Source organism: Amedibacillus sp. YH-ame10 (assembly GCF_053848885.1).
Genome location: NZ_JBSPFA010000011.1, coordinates 19,911 through 38,529, shown reverse-complemented (window position 1 = coordinate 38,529; position 18,619 = coordinate 19,911). Strand labels below are relative to the sequence as shown.

The 18,619-nt window shown below is 35.2% G+C and carries 18 protein-coding genes; 14 read left to right on the top strand and 4 right to left on the bottom strand.

Translation table 11 applies throughout. From position 1 onward, the window contains the following. Positions 1-209: 209 nt before the first annotated feature. From ACWG42_RS06100 to eda, 7 genes are all read left to right on the top strand, one after another. Positions 210-674, top strand: coding sequence for a PTS sugar transporter subunit IIA (locus ACWG42_RS06100; RefSeq protein ID WP_455790860.1), 465 nt, complete (start codon positions 210-212; stop codon positions 672-674). 12 nt (positions 675-686) lie between these two features. After that, positions 687-968 (top strand): PTS sugar transporter subunit IIB, encoded by a 282-nt coding sequence (locus ACWG42_RS06095; RefSeq protein WP_455790858.1) that lies wholly within the window; start codon positions 687-689, stop codon positions 966-968. A gap of 37 nt (positions 969-1,005) precedes the next feature. Beyond that, positions 1,006-2,286, top strand: a complete 1,281-nt coding sequence (locus ACWG42_RS06090) for a PTS ascorbate transporter subunit IIC (protein ID WP_455790857.1) — start codon at positions 1,006-1,008, stop codon at positions 2,284-2,286. 82 nt (positions 2,287-2,368) lie between these two features. Then, a complete protein-coding gene (locus ACWG42_RS06085) occupies positions 2,369-2,992 on the top strand; it encodes a KpsF/GutQ family sugar-phosphate isomerase (RefSeq protein WP_455790855.1) in 624 nt (207 codons plus the stop codon). Continuing rightward, positions 2,989-3,867: a 4-hydroxy-tetrahydrodipicolinate synthase gene (gene dapA, locus ACWG42_RS06080; protein WP_455790853.1), complete on the top strand. Its 879-nt coding sequence runs from the start codon at positions 2,989-2,991 to the stop codon at positions 3,865-3,867. Before ACWG42_RS06085 ends, dapA begins: the two co-directional genes overlap by 4 nt. 17 nt (positions 3,868-3,884) lie before the next feature. Further along, a complete protein-coding gene (locus ACWG42_RS06075) occupies positions 3,885-4,385 on the top strand; it encodes a hypothetical protein (protein WP_455790852.1) in 501 nt (166 codons plus the stop codon). Next, entirely contained in the window at positions 4,378-4,992 is a 615-nt protein-coding gene (gene eda, locus ACWG42_RS06070; protein WP_455790851.1) for a bifunctional 4-hydroxy-2-oxoglutarate aldolase/2-dehydro-3-deoxy-phosphogluconate aldolase, read from the top strand. Before ACWG42_RS06075 ends, eda begins: the two co-directional genes overlap by 8 nt. A 25-nt stretch (positions 4,993-5,017) precedes the next feature. Here the strand turns inward: eda and ACWG42_RS06065 are convergent, their stop codons facing one another. The 3 genes from ACWG42_RS06065 to ACWG42_RS06055 form a co-directional block, all read right to left on the bottom strand. Beyond that, positions 5,018-6,838, bottom strand: coding sequence for a hypothetical protein (locus ACWG42_RS06065; RefSeq protein WP_455790850.1), 1,821 nt, complete (start codon positions 6,836-6,838; stop codon positions 5,018-5,020). 142 nt (positions 6,839-6,980) lie between these two features. Next, positions 6,981-8,216 carry a pyridoxal phosphate-dependent aminotransferase gene (locus ACWG42_RS06060; RefSeq protein ID WP_455790848.1) on the bottom strand — a complete coding sequence of 412 codons (1,236 nt, stop codon included), beginning with the start codon at positions 8,214-8,216 and terminating at the stop codon, positions 6,981-6,983. Then, entirely contained in the window at positions 8,213-9,301 is a 1,089-nt protein-coding gene (locus ACWG42_RS06055) for a chorismate mutase (protein WP_455790847.1), read from the bottom strand. The genes ACWG42_RS06060 and ACWG42_RS06055 overlap by 4 nt, the downstream gene beginning before the upstream one ends. Positions 9,302-9,625: 324 nt before the next feature. On the opposite strand from ACWG42_RS06055, the gene aroB reads away from it, so the two are divergent. The 6 genes from aroB to ACWG42_RS06025 are packed head-to-tail and all read left to right on the top strand — an operon-like array spanning position 9,626 to position 15,957. Continuing rightward, complete coding sequence (aroB, locus tag ACWG42_RS06050; RefSeq protein ID WP_455790846.1) at positions 9,626-10,636, top strand: 3-dehydroquinate synthase; 1,011 nt, start codon at positions 9,626-9,628, stop codon at positions 10,634-10,636. After that, positions 10,633-11,730, top strand: a complete 1,098-nt coding sequence (gene aroC, locus ACWG42_RS06045) for a chorismate synthase (RefSeq protein WP_455790845.1) — start codon at positions 10,633-10,635, stop codon at positions 11,728-11,730. Before aroB ends, aroC begins: the two co-directional genes overlap by 4 nt. 23 nt (positions 11,731-11,753) lie before the next feature. Next, on the top strand, positions 11,754-12,770 hold the full coding sequence (aroF, locus tag ACWG42_RS06040) for a 3-deoxy-7-phosphoheptulonate synthase (RefSeq protein WP_455790844.1): 1,017 nt from the start codon (positions 11,754-11,756) through the stop codon (positions 12,768-12,770). Next, positions 12,770-14,035 (top strand): 3-phosphoshikimate 1-carboxyvinyltransferase, encoded by a 1,266-nt coding sequence (aroA, locus tag ACWG42_RS06035; protein WP_455790843.1) that lies wholly within the window; start codon positions 12,770-12,772, stop codon positions 14,033-14,035. The genes aroF and aroA overlap by 1 nt, the downstream gene beginning before the upstream one ends. Further along, positions 14,032-14,880 carry a prephenate dehydrogenase gene (locus ACWG42_RS06030; protein ID WP_455790841.1) on the top strand — a complete coding sequence of 283 codons (849 nt, stop codon included), beginning with the start codon at positions 14,032-14,034 and terminating at the stop codon, positions 14,878-14,880. The genes aroA and ACWG42_RS06030 overlap by 4 nt, the downstream gene beginning before the upstream one ends. Before the next feature lie 12 nt (positions 14,881-14,892). After that, positions 14,893-15,957, top strand: coding sequence for a CPBP family glutamic-type intramembrane protease (locus ACWG42_RS06025; RefSeq protein WP_455790839.1), 1,065 nt, complete (start codon positions 14,893-14,895; stop codon positions 15,955-15,957). On the opposite strand, the gene ACWG42_RS06020 is transcribed toward ACWG42_RS06025, so the two are convergent. Further along, positions 15,948-16,676, bottom strand: a complete 729-nt coding sequence (locus ACWG42_RS06020; RefSeq protein WP_455790837.1) for a nucleoside/nucleotide kinase family protein — start codon at positions 16,674-16,676, stop codon at positions 15,948-15,950. The genes ACWG42_RS06025 and ACWG42_RS06020 overlap by 10 nt on opposite strands. 106 nt (positions 16,677-16,782) lie before the next feature. Here ACWG42_RS06020 and ACWG42_RS06015 point away from each other — a divergent pair, with 106 nt between their 5' ends. After that, entirely contained in the window at positions 16,783-18,558 is a 1,776-nt protein-coding gene (locus ACWG42_RS06015; RefSeq protein ID WP_455790836.1) for an ABC transporter ATP-binding protein, read from the top strand. Positions 18,559-18,619: the final 61 nt, after the last annotated feature.

The following is an 18,619-nucleotide window of genomic DNA, read 5'->3' as shown; positions in this document are numbered from 1 at the left end:
CCTTTCTATATAAGTATTGTAGTTTATAATGGAAGGGAGTGCAAACAAAATCATGTACAATTTTTGTATGCATCCTTTACAAAAATAAATCATGACTAGTTATGCTTACTTTTTGTCATAATCGCACACAAAAGTAGAGCACAAAAACAATTGCGAAACATTCTATCCCATTTTACAATGTGGGTGTAAGTACTAGTGCTACGAAAGACATGGACGGAGGTGAACAAATGTTAAGTGAATTATGTAACGCATCCTTGATACGCTTAAACATAGAAGCGAGTGATTGGAAAACTGCCATAAGGGAATCGGTAGCTCCGCTTGTAGAAAACAAGAAAGTAAATGAAAACTATGTTGAAGAAATTATCAAAGGCGTGTTGGAACTAGGACCTTATATTGTAATCACCAAGCATGTCGCATTGCCTCATGCCAGACCAGAGGCAGGCGCGTTAGAAACTGCTATTGGGATTGCTACATTAAAGGATCCAGTAAAGTTTGGCAACAAGGATAATGATCCAGTGAAATACTTATTTAGTTTAAGTGCTACAGATAATACAAAACATCTAAATGCATTGGCTGAATTAGCAGGATTATTTGAGAAGCAGGAGTTCTTTGAGCTATTAGATAGAGCGAAAGACCCTCAAGAAATTATGAACTATTTAAATCAAGAAAGATAGGAGGAAACAAAGATGTATAAAGCTCTCGTATGCTGTCGTGCTGGAATGGGTTCTAGTATGTTGCTCAAAATCAAAGCAGATCAAGTAATCAAAGAAAACAATTACCCAATTGAAACTGAACATGGGAATTTGGATTCACTTATGGGGTTCTCTGGAGATTTGGTCATCACGATGGATGATTTAGCTGGCGAGCTAAAAGACAAAGTACCTTACGCATTAGGTATCAGAAACATTATGGACAAGGAAGAAATGAAAGCCAAAATGGACGAATTCCTTGCCACAAAAGGGGTTTAAAATTTATAGAAATTAACATTAGGAGAGGAGAACATATATGTTAGATGCGATACTAGCGCAATCCAGAAATACTGCGCTAATTATGGGATTAATTGCCTTAATTGGTTTATTACTTCAAAAGAAATCAGCAACAGATGTCATGAGTGGAACGATGAAGACTGTCATTGGATTTATGATCTTCAATATCGGTTCAAGCGCAATGTCTGGCGTTATTACAACATTTACAGAATTATTTAATACAGGATTTGGAATTCAGGGTGTTACCACGCAGGTGGAGGTAGCCACAGGGCTCGCCTTAAACACGTATGGTACCGAAGTGGCCTTAGTTATGCTACTTGGATTCGTGATGAACTTATTCTTTGCTAAATTTACTCGTTTCAAAGCAATCTTCTTAACAGGTCAGCACTTCTTATACTTTGCATGTGTACTTGCATTAGTATTTATCTCTAGTGGACTTCCTACACCTGTAACTGTTATTGGTGGAGGTATCTTATTAGGATTCTGTGGTGCGGCATTACCATCTCTTTGTCAGCCATTCATGAACAAAATCATTGGGGCAGACAACTTAGCAATCGGTCACTTTAACTGTATTGGTTATGCATTCTCTGGTTATGTTGGAAAATTGTTCAACAAAGGAAACAAAGAACACAAAGATGCTAGTACTGTTAATTTACCTAAATTCTTTGAATTATTCCGTGACTTTATCTTCTCAGTAGCATTGTTCATGGTTGTCTTATTCTACGTAGCTGTAATTGCTTGTGTAGTAAATGGACACATGGATTTCGTATTAGAAAAATCAGGAAATGACTTATGGTTTGTTTACCCATTCTTACAGGCTCTTCAATTTGCAGCAGGTATGAGTGTATTGATTTATGGTGTTCGTCAGTTCATCGCAGAAATTACTGCAGCGTTCGTTGCTATTTCTGAAAAATACATTCCTAACTCTAAACCTGCAGTTGACTGTCCTGCAATCTTCCCATTCGCTCCAACTGCTGTATTGATTGGTTTCATTGGATCCTTCTGTGGTGGTTTGGCTGCAATGGCTGCAATGGTTGTAATGGGTAGTCCAACAATTATGATTCCAGCTGCTGGTATCTGCTTCTTCTCTGGTGGTACTTGTGGTGTATTCGGTAACGCGTATGGTGGATGGAAAGGTGCCCTTGTAGGTAGCTTTATAGTTGGTATTGCATTAACTGCACTTCCACTCATTCTGTATCCAGCATTCTCTGAAATGGGTATTGCAGGAGCAAGTTTCCCTAACGTTGACTACAATATCATAGGAGCATTCCTACACAAGATCTTAAGTATCTTTGGATAATATAGAAATATAAAGAACAAGGATAACTTCCTTGTTCTTATTTTTAGGGATAGATGATAACAAATATAGGAGGTAATACAAAATGAAAGAACAAGAACAAATTAAAGAGTTCTTATCGATAGAAGCATCAGAGTTAGAACAATTTCGTGAACAAATGGATTATGAAGCATTGATTAAGGCTAGGGATCTTATCATCAATGCAGAAAAAAATAAGAATCGTGTACATGTAACAGGTATTGGAAAACCAGGACATGTGGCTGGATATATTGCAAGTTTATTATCCTCTACTGGTACCCCATGTTATGAATTACATGGAACTGAAGCAGTGCATGGAAGCAGTGGTCAAGTACAAGAAGGGGATGTTGTAATCGCCATTAGTAATTCAGGAGAAACAAAAGAATTGATGGCAACTGTGAATACGCTGAAACAAAACGGAGCGAAAATTATTTCTGTTTGTGGTAATCTAGAATCTTGGCTTGCCAAAGAAGGAGATGTTGCACTATATGCGGGTGTATCTCATGAAGGAGACACCATGAACAAACCTCCAAGATCTTCCATTCTTGCGGAAATCATCGTTCTTCAATGTTTAAGTATTCTATTACAATATGAAAAGAATTTAGATCCAAAACAATATGTTAAATGGCATCCAGGTGGTAGTCTTGGAAAAAGCATTAAAGAAACATTAAACGAAGGAGAGAGCATATGAAATTCGAAGGAATTATTACACCGTTAGTAACACCATTTAATGAACAACAAGAAATTAACTATGATGCGACAGAGCAATTGATAGAACACTTAATTGCACATGGTGTAAAAGGACTATTTATTTTAGGAAGTAATGGAGAATTCCATGTTATGGAAGATGAAGAAAAGGTTACCTTCGCAAAATTTGTAATCGAAAAAACAAATCATCGCGTTCCTGTATATGTTGGTACAGGTGGAAATTCAACAGCTTCTGTCATTCGTTTATCTAAACAAATGGAGGCATTAGGTGCTGATGCGTTATCTGTAATTACACCGTACTTCATCGCCCCAAAAGAACAAGAATTGATTACACATTATAAAATGATTGCAGAAGCAGTACATCTTCCAATTATCTTATACAACATTCCAAAAAGTACAGGTATTAATTTAAGCTATGAGGTTGTTCGTGAATTAGCTGCAGTAAAAAATATCGTAGCAATTAAGGATAGTAGTGGCAACATGGACAATATGAAAGATTACTTAAAGGCAGCAAATGGAAATGAATTTGAAGTATTGGTTGGTAGTGATTCTAAAATGCTAGAAGCATTTAAAATGGGTGCTACTGCTGCTGTTGCTGGAACGAGTAATCTATTAACAGATATTGATGTCGCAGTATATGATAACTTTAAAAAAGGTGATTTAGAAAAAGCAGCATATTATCAAAATGAAATCGAACCACTTCGTGATGTATTAAAACTAGGAACGGTTCCTTCTGTATTGAAAAAGGCGGTTCACTTGATGGGAATCCCAGTAGGTCCTGCTCGTTATCCTGTATGTGATTTGAGCGAAGAATCTGTCGATAAAATAAAAGCAATGCTTTCCTACTATCATATGTAGGAAGAAAGGATAATCTTATGAAATCAATTCGTATACCCTTCGATCGTGTAAAACTAACACTATCTTGTATCTTATATCTATTACTATTCCTCATGATGCCAGCCTTATGTCTTTATGTCTCTTTAGATCCTCTCATGATTTTCTTTCTATTAACTATTTGTTGGTTTATGATAAAGGGCGCTATTCGTAATGTGAAACGTCTATTTAAAAACAAACCGATTTGCAGTATTGATGATAAAGAAATTCAAATCAATTCTTTAAGCAATAAGACATATACCATGAAGTGGAAAGATTTAGAAAAGGTAACCATGAAAGAAAAACATCATAGTGTGCAATTCTTATTATTTGGAAGTCATGTGGAACACGCGAGTGGTGTATATATGATTCATATTGATTATCCTTTTCTTGGAAAAGATTTAGAGTCAAAGAAACAAGCGTTACTAGAGTGCTTTGCGAAACATAAAGTACCTGTAGAAACAATACAAAAAGATAGAAAAGGAGTTCGCGTTCATGTATAAAATATTACAAAGATTTGACGAAATAAAAGCAATGGCTATTGTGCGTGTAGAGACAACTCAAAGAGCTTATGAAATAGCAGATGGGCTAATCGATGGTGGAATTCCTTGTATGGAAATTAGTTTCACACTTCCTAATGCTGCCGAGGTGATCAAAGCATTAAAAGAGAAATACAAAGATACTCTTCTTGTGGGAGCTGGAACTGTTTTAGATAGCGAAACAGCACGACTTGCAATACTTGCTGGTGCACAGTTTATCATTGCGCCAAACTTCGCACCCGAAGTAGCGAAGACTTGTAATCGTTATAGAATTCCTTATATGCCAGGATGTACAAGTGTAACTGAGATGGTACAAGCAATGGAGGCAGGCGCGTCTATGATTAAAGCCTTCCCTATTTCTAACTTCTATGGTAAAGATTTAGTGAAAGTACTAAAAACTCCTCTTCCTTATATGCCTATTATGGCAAGTGGTGGTGTTACATTGGAAACCATTCAAGATTGGATTTCTGCAGGCGTAGATTGCATTGGCTTTGGTGGATTATTGACCAAAGGAACAAGTGCAGATATCGCAAGTAATGCAAAAGCGATTCGTAAAGAACTAGATAAGTAAAAAAAATCTGATCACTCAGATTTTTTTATTGTTGTTTTATTTTTTTATATTTCCATACCAGGAAACCAGCTATTGTAAGTAGCGTAACTACGAAACCCTCCCATAGGATAGAAGATGTCATTTCATCAGTTTTGCTAGCACGTTTAGTATTTAATATCGTATTCGTTTCATCTTGACTAATATTTTTATGTGTTACTTCTTTCTTAACTTTATTGAGTGCAGTTTCTTTTATAACACTTTCTTGTTGAGTGGAGTCTTCTTCTTGCTCGGGTTTATCTCTACCTGTTTCATTTTGGCCTCCACCTCCACGGTTTCCGCCACCTCCATCAATTTCAGAGAACAAATTGTCAATGGTTAGCTTATTTGCTTTCCATGTTCCTTCAAAAGGTCCACCTACAATCACAGAACGAATATATCCTCCATGCTTAAGTTCTGGAAAGTATACATGTGTTATTAGTTTTTCAGATAAACGTTCACTAGAACGTAACAAATTCGTATCTTTCTCTTGATCTTGTTCACGATTACAATATCCATCAACCCAATGTATTCCATCATTACTATATTGCAATACAACACTGGTTGCTCCATATGGACGATACATAAAAACTTTCACATTAGCCACAGTCGCATCCGCATTTATTTCTGAGAAGGATATGGTATCCATTAAATCTGCACGTACTACTTTTACTTTTAATGTTGGATTTAAGGAATTGGCTTTATAGATATGTTTACTAGCAAGTTCTTCTTGTGAGAAACTTCCTGTAATTGTAAACTCTCCATACAAATCCAAATACTCCTCTATATGTTCAACGTTCCAAGTAACAGCAAGTTCCACTTCTTCTGCTTCCTTGTGTTCATCATATAAATAACGCAATTTACATCGTATCGTTTTTGGAAGTACCCATTGATTACTATTCATATGAATTGGTACATTCATCGTATCTGGTGAAAGGATGGTTTGTAATCGATAGATATCATCATATTTCACAGGCAAATCGATTGCTGGAGATATGGAAGTAGTAGTATCTGCGATAATATGTTCTACACCTGCACTACTTACAACACTTTTCGCATCGCTTCCTTTTGCGATGATTTGAGTATTGCTTAATGTGATACGATTACCTGCATGTATAGCAGTTGCTTGACTGTTATGTATACCATATTGAGGATCTATTTCAGCAAATATATAACTATCCTGTATTGTGATATTTTGTGTTGCTTGTATGGCAAGAACATCTGTATTTTCTTCATTTCCTTGAACACATATTGAAAGATTCTTTAATACCATATTTCCCTTACGAATATCAATTACATTGCGAAATCCCCATAAGCGAAAACGATATGCATCCTCGTTATTAACGAAACTTCCCTCTTTTTTGCTTTCGGGACAAATCAACTGTCCTGAATCTACACGTAAGGCGCTTGTTCCTCCTTGTATAGCTCCTTGTTTTAGAGTTAGTTGTGCCTCTTGTGTTACTACCATAGTAGGGTTGGTTGGTTCACTAGATGACGAATAAAAGGTTAAGCCATCATGATCAATTTCAACGAAACTTCTGATATAAATAGTATGATTATTGGCATCAATATACATACTTTTGCTAGTTCCGTTAAATTGAATAGGCTGCTCAATAGTTCCTCCATCTAAATAAATGTCTTCTTTCAATTCAAACATTTCATAATTTTTATCAAAATCTTTATGTTCTTCATACCATTTTAAAAACCGCTCTGTCTCAGTATCAGCTTCAACTGTATCTTGTGCATGTATACTATCGCTTAAATTTATCCCCATAAAAGGTAGACAAAATAAAATTGTACATAGCACGATAAAATATTTTATGATTTTCATATTTGCCACCCTTTCATTTGTAATTTCATTATACAATGGTTATCTCTTTCCTTCAATTTTATATTTACATTTTTTCATAGGTATGCGAAAAAGAACGAGTTTCCTCGTTCTCAACATCATATTTATATGAAGCCCTTAACCATTATGCAACAGTATCTAAAATATCTTTCATTTGTTTTGCTAAGCCTTTGCATTTATCAGTACTTAAACTACATACTGCAACACGAATTCCTTTGTTTACTTTTACAGTATAGATATGTTTTTCCATCAATGCATCATGGAATTTATCACGACACGCATTATCTTCAATCTTAACTGTTACAAAGAATCCTTCTTTATATGGATAATATGCTAATCCACAAGCATCAGATTCCTTTAAGAAAATTTCACTTCTTTGTTTTAATAGTTTTACATAGTAATCTTTTTCTTCTGTATATGCAGCTAAGTTTGTTGTGGTAACATAGGTGAAGTTTTCCATAGCGGCATTGGGTACATTAGACCAAAATGCACGTGCTTCTTTTTCAAATACGATTTCCACTGCACGAACATCTTCTTCCTTTTGCGCCATGATAATTGCAGCTCCACAACGAAGTCCATAAGAAGTTAATGATTTACTACAACTAAAGGCAATGATTGCCATCACATTCTCACTGAATTCATTAAATGTATTGATATAATCATGACAGTGTTCTAAATCATAAGAATAATCAATGTACGCAATATCATTCAATAAAACAACTGGTACTTTCTTTCCACATTCATTTAAGAATTCGACTACTTCTTTCCATTCTTCCATTGTAAGTGAATATCCCGTTGGATTATGACAAGGGTCATTGATAATCATCAATAATTTTTCTTGTGTTTCCATAACTTCCAAACAAGTTTTCTTGAAAGACTCCAAATGGAAGTGATCTCCATCAAATAAGGAATAGGTCTTTACTTTTAGATTATCCATAGTTGCCATCAGTTTATAAGACCCCCAAGCAATCTCAGGTATAATAAGTGTTTCTCCATCATCTAGTATTTCTTGTACCGTTAATGCAACTGCCCCTGTTCCACCAGGTGTCGCAATAACACTGTGTGCTAGTGTAGAATTGCTATCTCCCACAACCCACTGGTATACTTGTTTACGGAAAGAATCATTCCCTACAAAGCTTCCTGCATAGGCTGCCTTGGTTTCTTTTGCGATATTGTTGTAAGGTGTAAATACACTATCGAATGCGACAATGGAACCCTCTTCATTGTACAAGGAACCAATGGTTGCGTTGATGACCCCCTCAGGCCCATTCTTCGCAATATCTTCTTTTGCTTTTTTTACAATCGCAAATACTGTATCTTCGATTGGTGTAGTGTCTACTTTCTTTTTTACAAAACTCATTTCTCGTCCCTACTTTCTTTTTGATATGCCCCTAATACACGTACATAAGCACATGCCTTTTTCAAATCTTCCAGTAATTTCTGTTCTGCCTCATGTTGTAGATTCCCAACGATTTCTACATAAAAATAATATTCCCATGGGCTATCTTTCATGGATCTAGATTTAATGCTCTCCATATTAAATCCATAATTGGATATGATTTGCATAACTTCTAACAGCGCCCCTGCTTTATGTTGTGTTTTAAATAAGATACTGAATTCATTACCATGAGGTTCTAGCTCTCTTTTAATGATTATGAATCGAGTTGTATTTTGAGCACTTGTATTGATATCTTCTGCTAAGATATCTAAGCCATACAATTCTGCATTTTCCTTTGCGGCAATCGCTGCCTTTGTTTTATCATTTTGTTTTGCGACATATTCTGCCGCAAGAGCAGTATTCGCATATGGAATAAGTTCCATATTACGTCCTTCTAAAAACTTCTTCGATTGATAAATCGCTTGGTCTTTGGAATACACTTGGCGTACATCCTCAATACGAGCACCTTTTACACCTAACAAATTCTGAGAAATTTTCAAATCGTATATGTCATGAATATATACATTTTCATATTGTATGAGAATATCCAACACTTCTCCAATTTCTCCCGTATAGCTATTTTCAAAAGGAATTACACCGTAAGTAATCTCACCACTGCTTACTGCATTTACAACATCTTCAAAAGTTGCATAACGTTGTTTTTTCATATCTGGAAAAACATGTGTACAGGTAATATAAGAAAACGCCCCTTGCGTTCCTTGATAACCAACCACATCTTTACTAATTACCATCTTTTGATAACGTCTTGATTGTGCCATCACATTCTTCATGAAATCTTTGTATAATTCCTTATACTCTTCCTTATGTATATAGTGAATATTCTTATCCAAAATTTCTTGTTCTCTGGATGTATCAAGTACTGCTAAATTGTTTTCCTGTTTATAATGGATAACATCTTCCACAGCCTGCATGCGCTTTTCAAACAGTTCTGCCATCTGTTCATCAACTTCATTGATCTGTTTTCGTGCATCCTCTAGCAAACTCATGTCATCACCTCATTTTCTTATATATTATACAATAAAGTAAACAATACGAACACTATTTTATGAAAATTTTCTTTCTGTTTTCAGTTTTCTGTAATTTTTTTCATAAATGAAAGGTTTTCTCTTGTAATTCAAAGTATTTTATATTATGATATTAGAGTAATTGGAGTGATTATTTATGCAAAACAAAGGATATTATTATTTTAGCTGAATTCGTTATGAAGCCAACATTTGCATATGATGGTCATTTTCTATATTCTTTATAACGAAATATACATTAGCATCTGTCCTATGAACGGTGCTTTTTTTCTTTAAGGGAGGACTTTTATGAAACTACACATTGATTTAAAAGAAAACGGATACGACATCATACTAGAACATGGTGCTTTACATCATGTGTCAGACTATGTCAATCTTGAACGTAAAGTGATGATTATCACCGATTCAGGAGTACCTACACAATACGCGAAAATACTAAGTGAACAATGCCGTGAGAGTTACATTCATATTGTTGAACAAGGAGAAGACTCTAAGAGCTTTGAAGTATATAAGGAAATTTGTGAAGATATGTTGTCTCATAAGTTTTCACGTAAGGATTGTGTCATTGCGTTAGGTGGTGGCGTTGTAGGCGACTTATCAGGGTTTGTCGCTTCTTCTTATATGCGTGGAATTGATTTTATTCAAATACCAACAACGACCCTATCTCAAATCGATAGTAGTATTGGAGGAAAAGTCGCCATCAATTTACACGAAGTAAAAAATATCATAGGTGCATTTTATCAACCTAAGCTCGTGATTGTGGATGCGGATACATTAAAAACACTACCAAAACGTCACTATATCAATGGGTTAATAGAAGCGATTAAAGCTGGCTTAATCTATGATAAGGATTTATTTGAACTATTTGAAACAGGCGATATTTATCAGGATTTAGATAACATCATTTACAAAGCTTTATGTGTAAAAAAAGATGTAGTGGAAAAAGATGAAAAAGAACAACATTTACGTAAGATTTTAAATTTTGGACATACCATTGGACATGCGATAGAAAGTTATTATCATTTAAGTGATTATCTACATGGAGAATGTGTGGCGATGGGAATGTTGTACTTCATTGATGATAAAGATTTAAAACAAAGGGTATTAGCCCTATATGATAAATTGGGAATTTGTAAAGATGCTCCTTATGATGAACAACAAGTTTATGAAACATTATGCAGTGATAAGAAAGCTGGAAATGATAGTGTTACTCTTGTACGTGTAAAGGAACTTGGAAGTGCACAATTAGTGGAAACACCACTTACGCAAGTGCGTGAAATATTGAGAGGTCAAGTATGAAAAATACATTCGGAAATTTATTACAAGTGACAATCTTCGGAGAAAGTCATGGAGAAAGTATTGGTGCAGTGATTGATGGACTAGCACCTGGTATCAAATTAGATATGGATTTTATAGAAGCACAGATGGAGAAGAGAAAAGCGAAGGGTCGTATTTCTACACAACGTAAAGAAGGCGATGAACTTCATATTGTGAGTGGATACTTCAATGGGTATACAACAGGTACACCACTTACTATTCTCATCCATAACACAAATACTAAAAGTCATGATTATGAAAAGACAAAACATAGAGTTCGTCCATCGCATGCGGATTATACAGCAGATGAAAAATATCAAGGCTATCAAGATTATCGTGGTGGAGGACATTTTAGTGGAAGAATTACTGCCCCACTTGTGGCAGCAGGAGCGATTGCTTTACAAGTATTAAAAGAAAAAGGAATTGAAATAGGCTCCCACATATTACAATGCAAGGATATTTATGATCGACCTTTTGATAGTACACATTTATTAGAAGATCTTGAGAATGTGAATGAAAAAGAGTTCCCTGTTCTTGATGATGAAAAAGCAGTGCAGATGAAAGAAATGATTACAGAAGTTGCGCAAGAAGGGGATAGTATTGGCGGTATATTGGAAAGTTGTATTTTGAATATGCCAACGGGTGTAGGAGAACCTTTCTTTGATTCTATCGAAAGTAGATTATCTCATTTGTTGTTTAGTGTTCCTGCCTTAAAAGGTGTGGAATTTGGATTAGGTTTTGGGTTTGCGAACTGCTTGGGTAGTGAAGCAAACGATGCGCTCACGTATACAAATAAAGTAGAAACTAAAACAAATAACAATGGTGGTATCAATGGAGGCATTAGCAATGGAATGCCAATTATGATACGTAGTGTAATCAAACCAACACCATCTATTTATAAAGAACAAGATACCATTGATTTAAAGAGCCATGAAGCTGTGAAGCTTGTTATTGAAGGACGTCATGATCCTGCCATTATCCACCGTGCAAGAGTTGTGGTAGATAGTGTACTAGCAATTGGTATTTTAGATTTAATGATGGAAGCAGAAGCAACCAAATCGATGCATAAGAAATAAAAACTATATAAGGAGGAACTGTTATGATTATCACAATGAAAAAAGATGCGACAAGACAAGATATAGAAAGTGTCATGAAGCAATTAAAAGAAAAAGGATTACAAATACATGAAAGTATCGGAGAAAATTACAATGTGTTTGGTGTTGTTGGGGATACTTCTCAAGTAGATCCAAAACGTATTGAGGCAAACCCTCATGTGGATAGCGTTGTACGTGTATCCTCTCCATACAAAAAGGCAAGTCGTATGTTTCATCCAGAAGATACCATAGTGGATGTAAATGGTATACGTATTGGTGGAAAAGAGAAACTCGTTGTGATTGGTGGTCCATGTTCTGTAGAAGGAAAAGATATGATTGTACATCTGGCGAAGGAAGTAAAAGAAGCAGGTGGCGTAATGCTTCGTGGAGGTGCGTATAAACCTCGTACAAGTCCTTATGCGTTTCAAGGGATGGGAAGTGAAGGAATTCAAGCCATGGTTGAAGCTCGTAAAGAGAGTGGACTTCCTATTGTTAGTGAACTTATGAGCGCTGATAAATTAGAGGAGTTTGTTGAACACGTGGATGTTATTCAAATTGGTGCACGTAACATGCAGAACTTTGATTTATTAAAGGCTGTTGGGAAAACCAATAAGCCTGTGTTATTAAAAAGAGGATTAGCGAATACAATTGAAGAGTGGATTATGTCCGCTGAATATATTATGTCTGAGGGAAATGAGAATGTTATCTTGTGTGAACGAGGCATTCGTACCTTTGAACCATATACAAGAAACACCTTAGATTTAAGTGTAATTCCTTTGATTAAGAAGAAAACGCATTTACCTATTATCATTGATCCAAGTCATGCGACAGGAGATTGGGAATTGGTTGAAGCTGCATCCTTGGCTGCGATTGCGGCTGGTGCGGATGGATTGATTATTGAAGTTCATGATTGTCCACAATGTGCATGGAGTGATGGAGCACAATCTTTAAAACCAGATAACTTTAAAGAAGTTATTCGAAAAGGAAAGGCAATCGCTAACGTTATCGGGAGGGATATGTAATGAAAGCAAAGGTATCCCCTTCTATATGTAATGGAAGTGTTCATATACCTCCAAGTAAATCGATGTCTCACCGTGCCATTATATGCGCTGCCCTTGCACAAGGAAAAAGCACGATTACAAACGTTGCATTCTCACAAGATATCTTAACTACAATCGAAGGGATGCGTAATCTAGGTGCACAAATTACTGTAGAAAAAGATAGTGTTACCATCGAAGGAATCAAAGATTTCCAACATTTAGCAAAGAAAGAAATCTTTTGCCTCGAATCTGGTTCTACGTTACGTTTCTTTATTCCCATCTTTTCTTTATGTAATCAAGAGGTTATCTTTACTGGACAAGGTCGTTTACTACAACGTCCTCAAAAGGTATATGAAGATATCTTCCATGAACAAGGATTGGATTTTGTACAAAGTGAAGATGGCATTCATATTCATCAATCCCTACAAGCAGGAAGCTATACAATGAAAGGGGATGTAAGTTCCCAATTCATTAGTGGTTTATTGTTTGTATTACCACTACTTAAAGAAGACTCTACACTTCACATTCTTCCACCTTTCGAATCTAAATCTTATGTAGATTTAACATTGCAGATGATGGCACTATATGGCGTTCATGCATCTTTTATGGATGAACATACCCTTCATATTCCAGGTAATCAAACGTATGTAGCTCATGATTATGAAATTGAAGGAGATTATTCACAATTGGCATTCTTTGCTGTACTTGCGGCTTTGAATCATGATTTAACCATTACAGGTGTACATCATGATTCTAAACAAGGCGATAAACAAATCTTATCAATCTTAAAAGATTTCCAAATACAAGTGGATGAAATAGAACGTGGTTATCATATTCATAAAGGCAATCCGATAGCACATGAAATCAATTTAGAAAATTGTCCTGACTTAGGACCAATTCTATGTGTCCTTGCGATGTATTCACAAGGAGAAACACACATTTATAATGCGGGAAGATTACGAATCAAAGAGAGTGATCGCATTGAGGCAATGCAACAAGAACTTCATAAGTTCAATGTAGATATGCGTTCCACTGAAGATGAAATCTTCATTACAGGGAAACAACAATATACTTGTAGCAAAGAATTACAGGGACATAATGATCACCGCATTGTTATGGCATTGAGTATAGCAACCACCTGTAGTCAATCTACCACTACCATCGATGATGCACAAGCAATCAACAAGAGCTATCCTGCTTTCTTTGAAGATTTGCTAGGTGTGAATGGAAAGGTGGAAATGCTATGATTCAGAAAGATACACGTTTTTTAATCGTAGGTCTAGGTCTTATTGGTGGTAGTTATGCCATGGGGCTAAAAAAGAATGGTTATCATGTAGATGCGATTGAAATCAATCAACTTAGTATTGATTTTGCGATGAAACATAATATAATAGATAACGGCTCCACCTTTGATTTAGATTTGATTTCAGAAGCTGACTTCATCATATCAGGACTCTATCCAAACGCAATGATTGAATGGATTTCAACATACCAAAAGTATATGAAACCGAATGCGTTTATTACGGATGTAAGTGGTGTAAAAAGCAGCGTTGTTTACCGAGTACAAGAGTTGCTAAGAGAAGATCTTGAATTTCTAGGTTCTCATCCTATGGCTGGTAAAGAGGTTAGTGGTGTAAAATTTGCGGATGACGCAATCTTCAATATTGCGAACTTTATCATTACACCAACGGATAAGAATACGAAAGAAGCTATTGAAACCTTACGTTCCTTTGCGTCCATATTAGGATTCTCTAATATCACTGTATTAACTCCAGAAAAGCATGATGAAATGATTGGATTTGTATCACAACTTACACATGCGATTGCGGTTTCTTTAATGAATACGAATGACAATACGCATTTAGTAGAGTATACTGGAGATAGCTTCCGTGATCTAACACGCATTGCGAAAATCAATGAAAATTTATGGAGCGAACTATTTTTCTTGAACAAAGATATATTGATTCAAGAAATCGATGATTTCGTAGGTGAAATCAATCATTTAAAAGAAACACTGATTAACAATGACAGTGATTCTTTGAAGAAACTGTTTATTCAGTCTACATCACGCAGAAAACTGTTTGATAGATAAGGGGGAAATTTTATGTATTGTAGATATTGTGGAAAAGAACTTGATGAAAAAGCGGTAATGTGTCCAGGTTGTGGAAAGATGTTGGATGAGTCACTATTACCAAAAAAACCAAAACACGAAACAGAAAGTTATGTATGTAACGCTACAGCAGGTGCACTACTTGCGCTGATTGGTTCAGAATTAGGAGTTATCTTATGCATGGTACCATTCATGGTTGCTATCTTAGTTAGTGACATGTCAACTTCCTATTATGGAATGTATGACATTGAAAATAGTATGAGTATGACAACCTTTACCAACGTTGCATCGATTGTGGCAACTGTAGGGGCAACTCTATTTGTAGTGTATTTGTTTAAAAAATCTTTAAAGATTACAATTCCTACCTTAAAGAAAAATCCATTTAGTTTCGGCAAGATTTTGTATTATACGGGTATTGGAATGGGCCTATCTAGTATCGCAAGCTTCTTAGTATATTTCTTGAATTTATTATTAAATAATGTTGGTATCACCTTAACAACACCAGACTTTTCTTTACAGTATGATTTGTTAAATAACATTTTAATGTTTATTATGGTCTGCATTGTAGCACCAATCTTTGAAGAGTTGTTATATCGTGGTTTAATTTTAACCGCATTAAAGCGTTTTGGAAATATGTTCGCGATTATTATTACATCGATACTATTTGCACTTGCGCATGGCAATATCCCACAAACAATTCCAACATTCTTTATATCTCTTGTATTATGTTACGTTGTATTGCGCAGCAATTCATTATTGCCTGCCATCCTTATTCACTTTATAAATAATGCGATCAGTATGGTCGCAACTATTTATATGGATAATGATATAGTATCTAATGGGTTTATAATTTTTGAAATTGCACTTATCCTATTTGCATGTATTGCATTGTTCCTAAAAAGAGAGAAGATCGCATCCTATATTAAAAAACATAAAGGTGCTTCTCTACTCTCCTATTTCAAACATATAACGCCAATTATTTATGTTGTTATTTATCTTCTTATTATTGGCCTTAGTGTATCTCTTGTGAACTTAGCAAATAATGTAAATTATATTTGATGATACACCCCAAGAGCATCTAATTCTAATTTCAAATCAGCATCCGACGTATTCTCTAGAACTCGTTGGATGTTTTTTTGATCACTTTTTTGATAAAAAGCAATTGCTTCTTCTCTTGTATTGGTACTTTTTGCCTTACGATCAATCAATCTTTTTTCAAGTACATGTTCATTTGCTTGGATATAAACAGAGTAATCACAGTACTGTTTCAATTCTTTCCATCCATTTTCTTCCAACAACAAATAATTTCCTTCAATCAACACAATATCCTTATGGATATGAATCGCATGTTCCTTAGGATTATGAATACTACGATCATATTCTGGCCAATCTATATCTTTTGCCTTTGTTTCTATAATATAATTTCTAAGTTTCCCCAAATCAAAACTTTCAGGACACCCTTTCACTTCTCTTAATAATTTCCCTTTGATAAAATGGAAATCCAAATATTCATTGGGATAATGGAATCCATCCATACCAACATATTGCATATTATCATATCCCAGTTCTTTCGCAAGATCACATAAGAAGGTTACTAGTGTTGATTTCCCACACGCTGGTGGTGCCGCGAAGAACACCAATATTCTTTGTTGTTTTTGTTGTTGGAGTTCTACCAATTGTGTAATTAGGGGTTGAAAAATAGTTTCTACATTTTCTTTTGTATACTTAGCACTAACTTGATATCCATTAATGATGTAATCTTTTTGTATCCATTCCATTATTCTCACCTTTTTTTCGTTTTTCTTACGCATGTTACTAGAGCTTTCTCTCATAATAGATTATAATAAGTCAGAACGTTTATGTAAAGAAGAAGGAGGATGTAACATGAATATAATGAAAAAATTTATAAGTTATTATAAACCCTATAAGCTTATATTTTTCCTTGATATGCTTTGTGCACTTGTAATCAGTGTCATTGATTTAGCTTTTCCACAGATTTTAAATTACTTAAATAGGACCTTGTACCTAGATACAAAAGAAGCCATATATAGCGGTTTGCTACTATTAGCGGGTGGACTTGGAATTATGTATATCATTCGCTCCATTGCTCGTTACTATGTATCTGCACAGGGTCATATTATGGGAGCACGTATGGAAAGTGATATGCGACAAGATCTATTTGACCAATTTGAACGCCTTTCCTTTTCTTACTATGATAAAAATAACACAGGAGAAATGATGAGTAAACTGGTATCTGATTTATTTGATATATCAGAACTAGCACACCATGGTCCTGAAAATGTTTTTATATCTTTATTAAAAATTATCGGTTCCTTTAGTTTGTTATGTATGATCAATATCCCACTTACCATTCTATTGGTTATTGTTACTGTATTAATGCTAGTATTTTCTTTGGTTCAAAACAAAAAGATGCAATCTACATTTATGGATAATCGTAAAAAGATTGCGGGTGTTAACGCTCGCTTACAAGATAGCTTAGCTGGTATTCGTGTTGTTAAATCATTTGCGAATGAAGATGTAGAACGTGATAAATTCTTCCATAGCAATCAACAGTTTTTAAAATCGAAAGAAAACAATTACTATCGTATGGGATTATTTTATGCAGGAAATAACTTCTTTCAAGGGATGTTGTTTTTAACCTTATTGGTTGCGGGTGGATATTTCATTGCGAACGGAACATTAAGCGCGATTGAATTAGCGACGTATGCATTATATATAAACATCTTTGTTGCGCCTGTAGAAGTATTGGTAGAATTTACAGAGATGTTTCAAAAAGGATTCTCTGGATTCAAACGTTTCCTTGAAGTCGTGGAAACAGAACCCGATATTTATGATCAACCAAATGCAAAAGATATTAAAGATGTAAAAGGAGTTATTGATTATAAAGATGTATGCTTCTCTTACAACAATGATGAAACCGTACTAGACCATGTAGATATTCACATTGAAGCTGGGAAATCCATTGCCTTAGTTGGTCCAAGTGGTGGTGGTAAAACAACCATATGTTCTCTATTACCTAGATTCTACGATGTAACAAGTGGTAGCATCCAAATTGATGGGCAAGATATTCGTGATTTAACGTTAAAGAGTCTACGAAATGCCATTGGTATCGTTCAACAGGATGTGTATTTATTCACGGGTTCTATAAAAGATAACATTGCGTATGGAAGACCTGGGGCAAGCGACGAAGAAATCGTAGATGCTGCTAGAAAAGCAAATATCCATGATTTTGTAATGTCTTTGCCAGATGGATATGACACCTTTGTAGGAGAACGTGGAACACGTTTATCTGGTGGTCAAAAACAACGTATATCCATTGCACGTGTCTTCCTAAAAGACCCTAAAATCCTTATCCTAGATGAGGCAACTAGTGCATTAGATAATGAGAGTGAACGTCACATTCAAAAGAGTTTGGAAGAACTAGCAAAGAATCGTACATCCATTACTATCGCACACCGTTTATCCACAATACGTAACGCGGATGAAATCATCGTCATTAATGAGAATGGTTTGGAAGAGCGTGGAACACATAATGAATTGTTAGCGAAGGGTGGCGTATATGCGAATTACTATCGTTTACAATTTGAAGGCTTAGACTTTGATCAAGAAACAACAGAAAACTTACATACTAAAGAGTAAGGAAGCGTGATGCTTCCTTTTTTATATAAAAAGAGGCTATAACCTCATCGATAAAATTGAT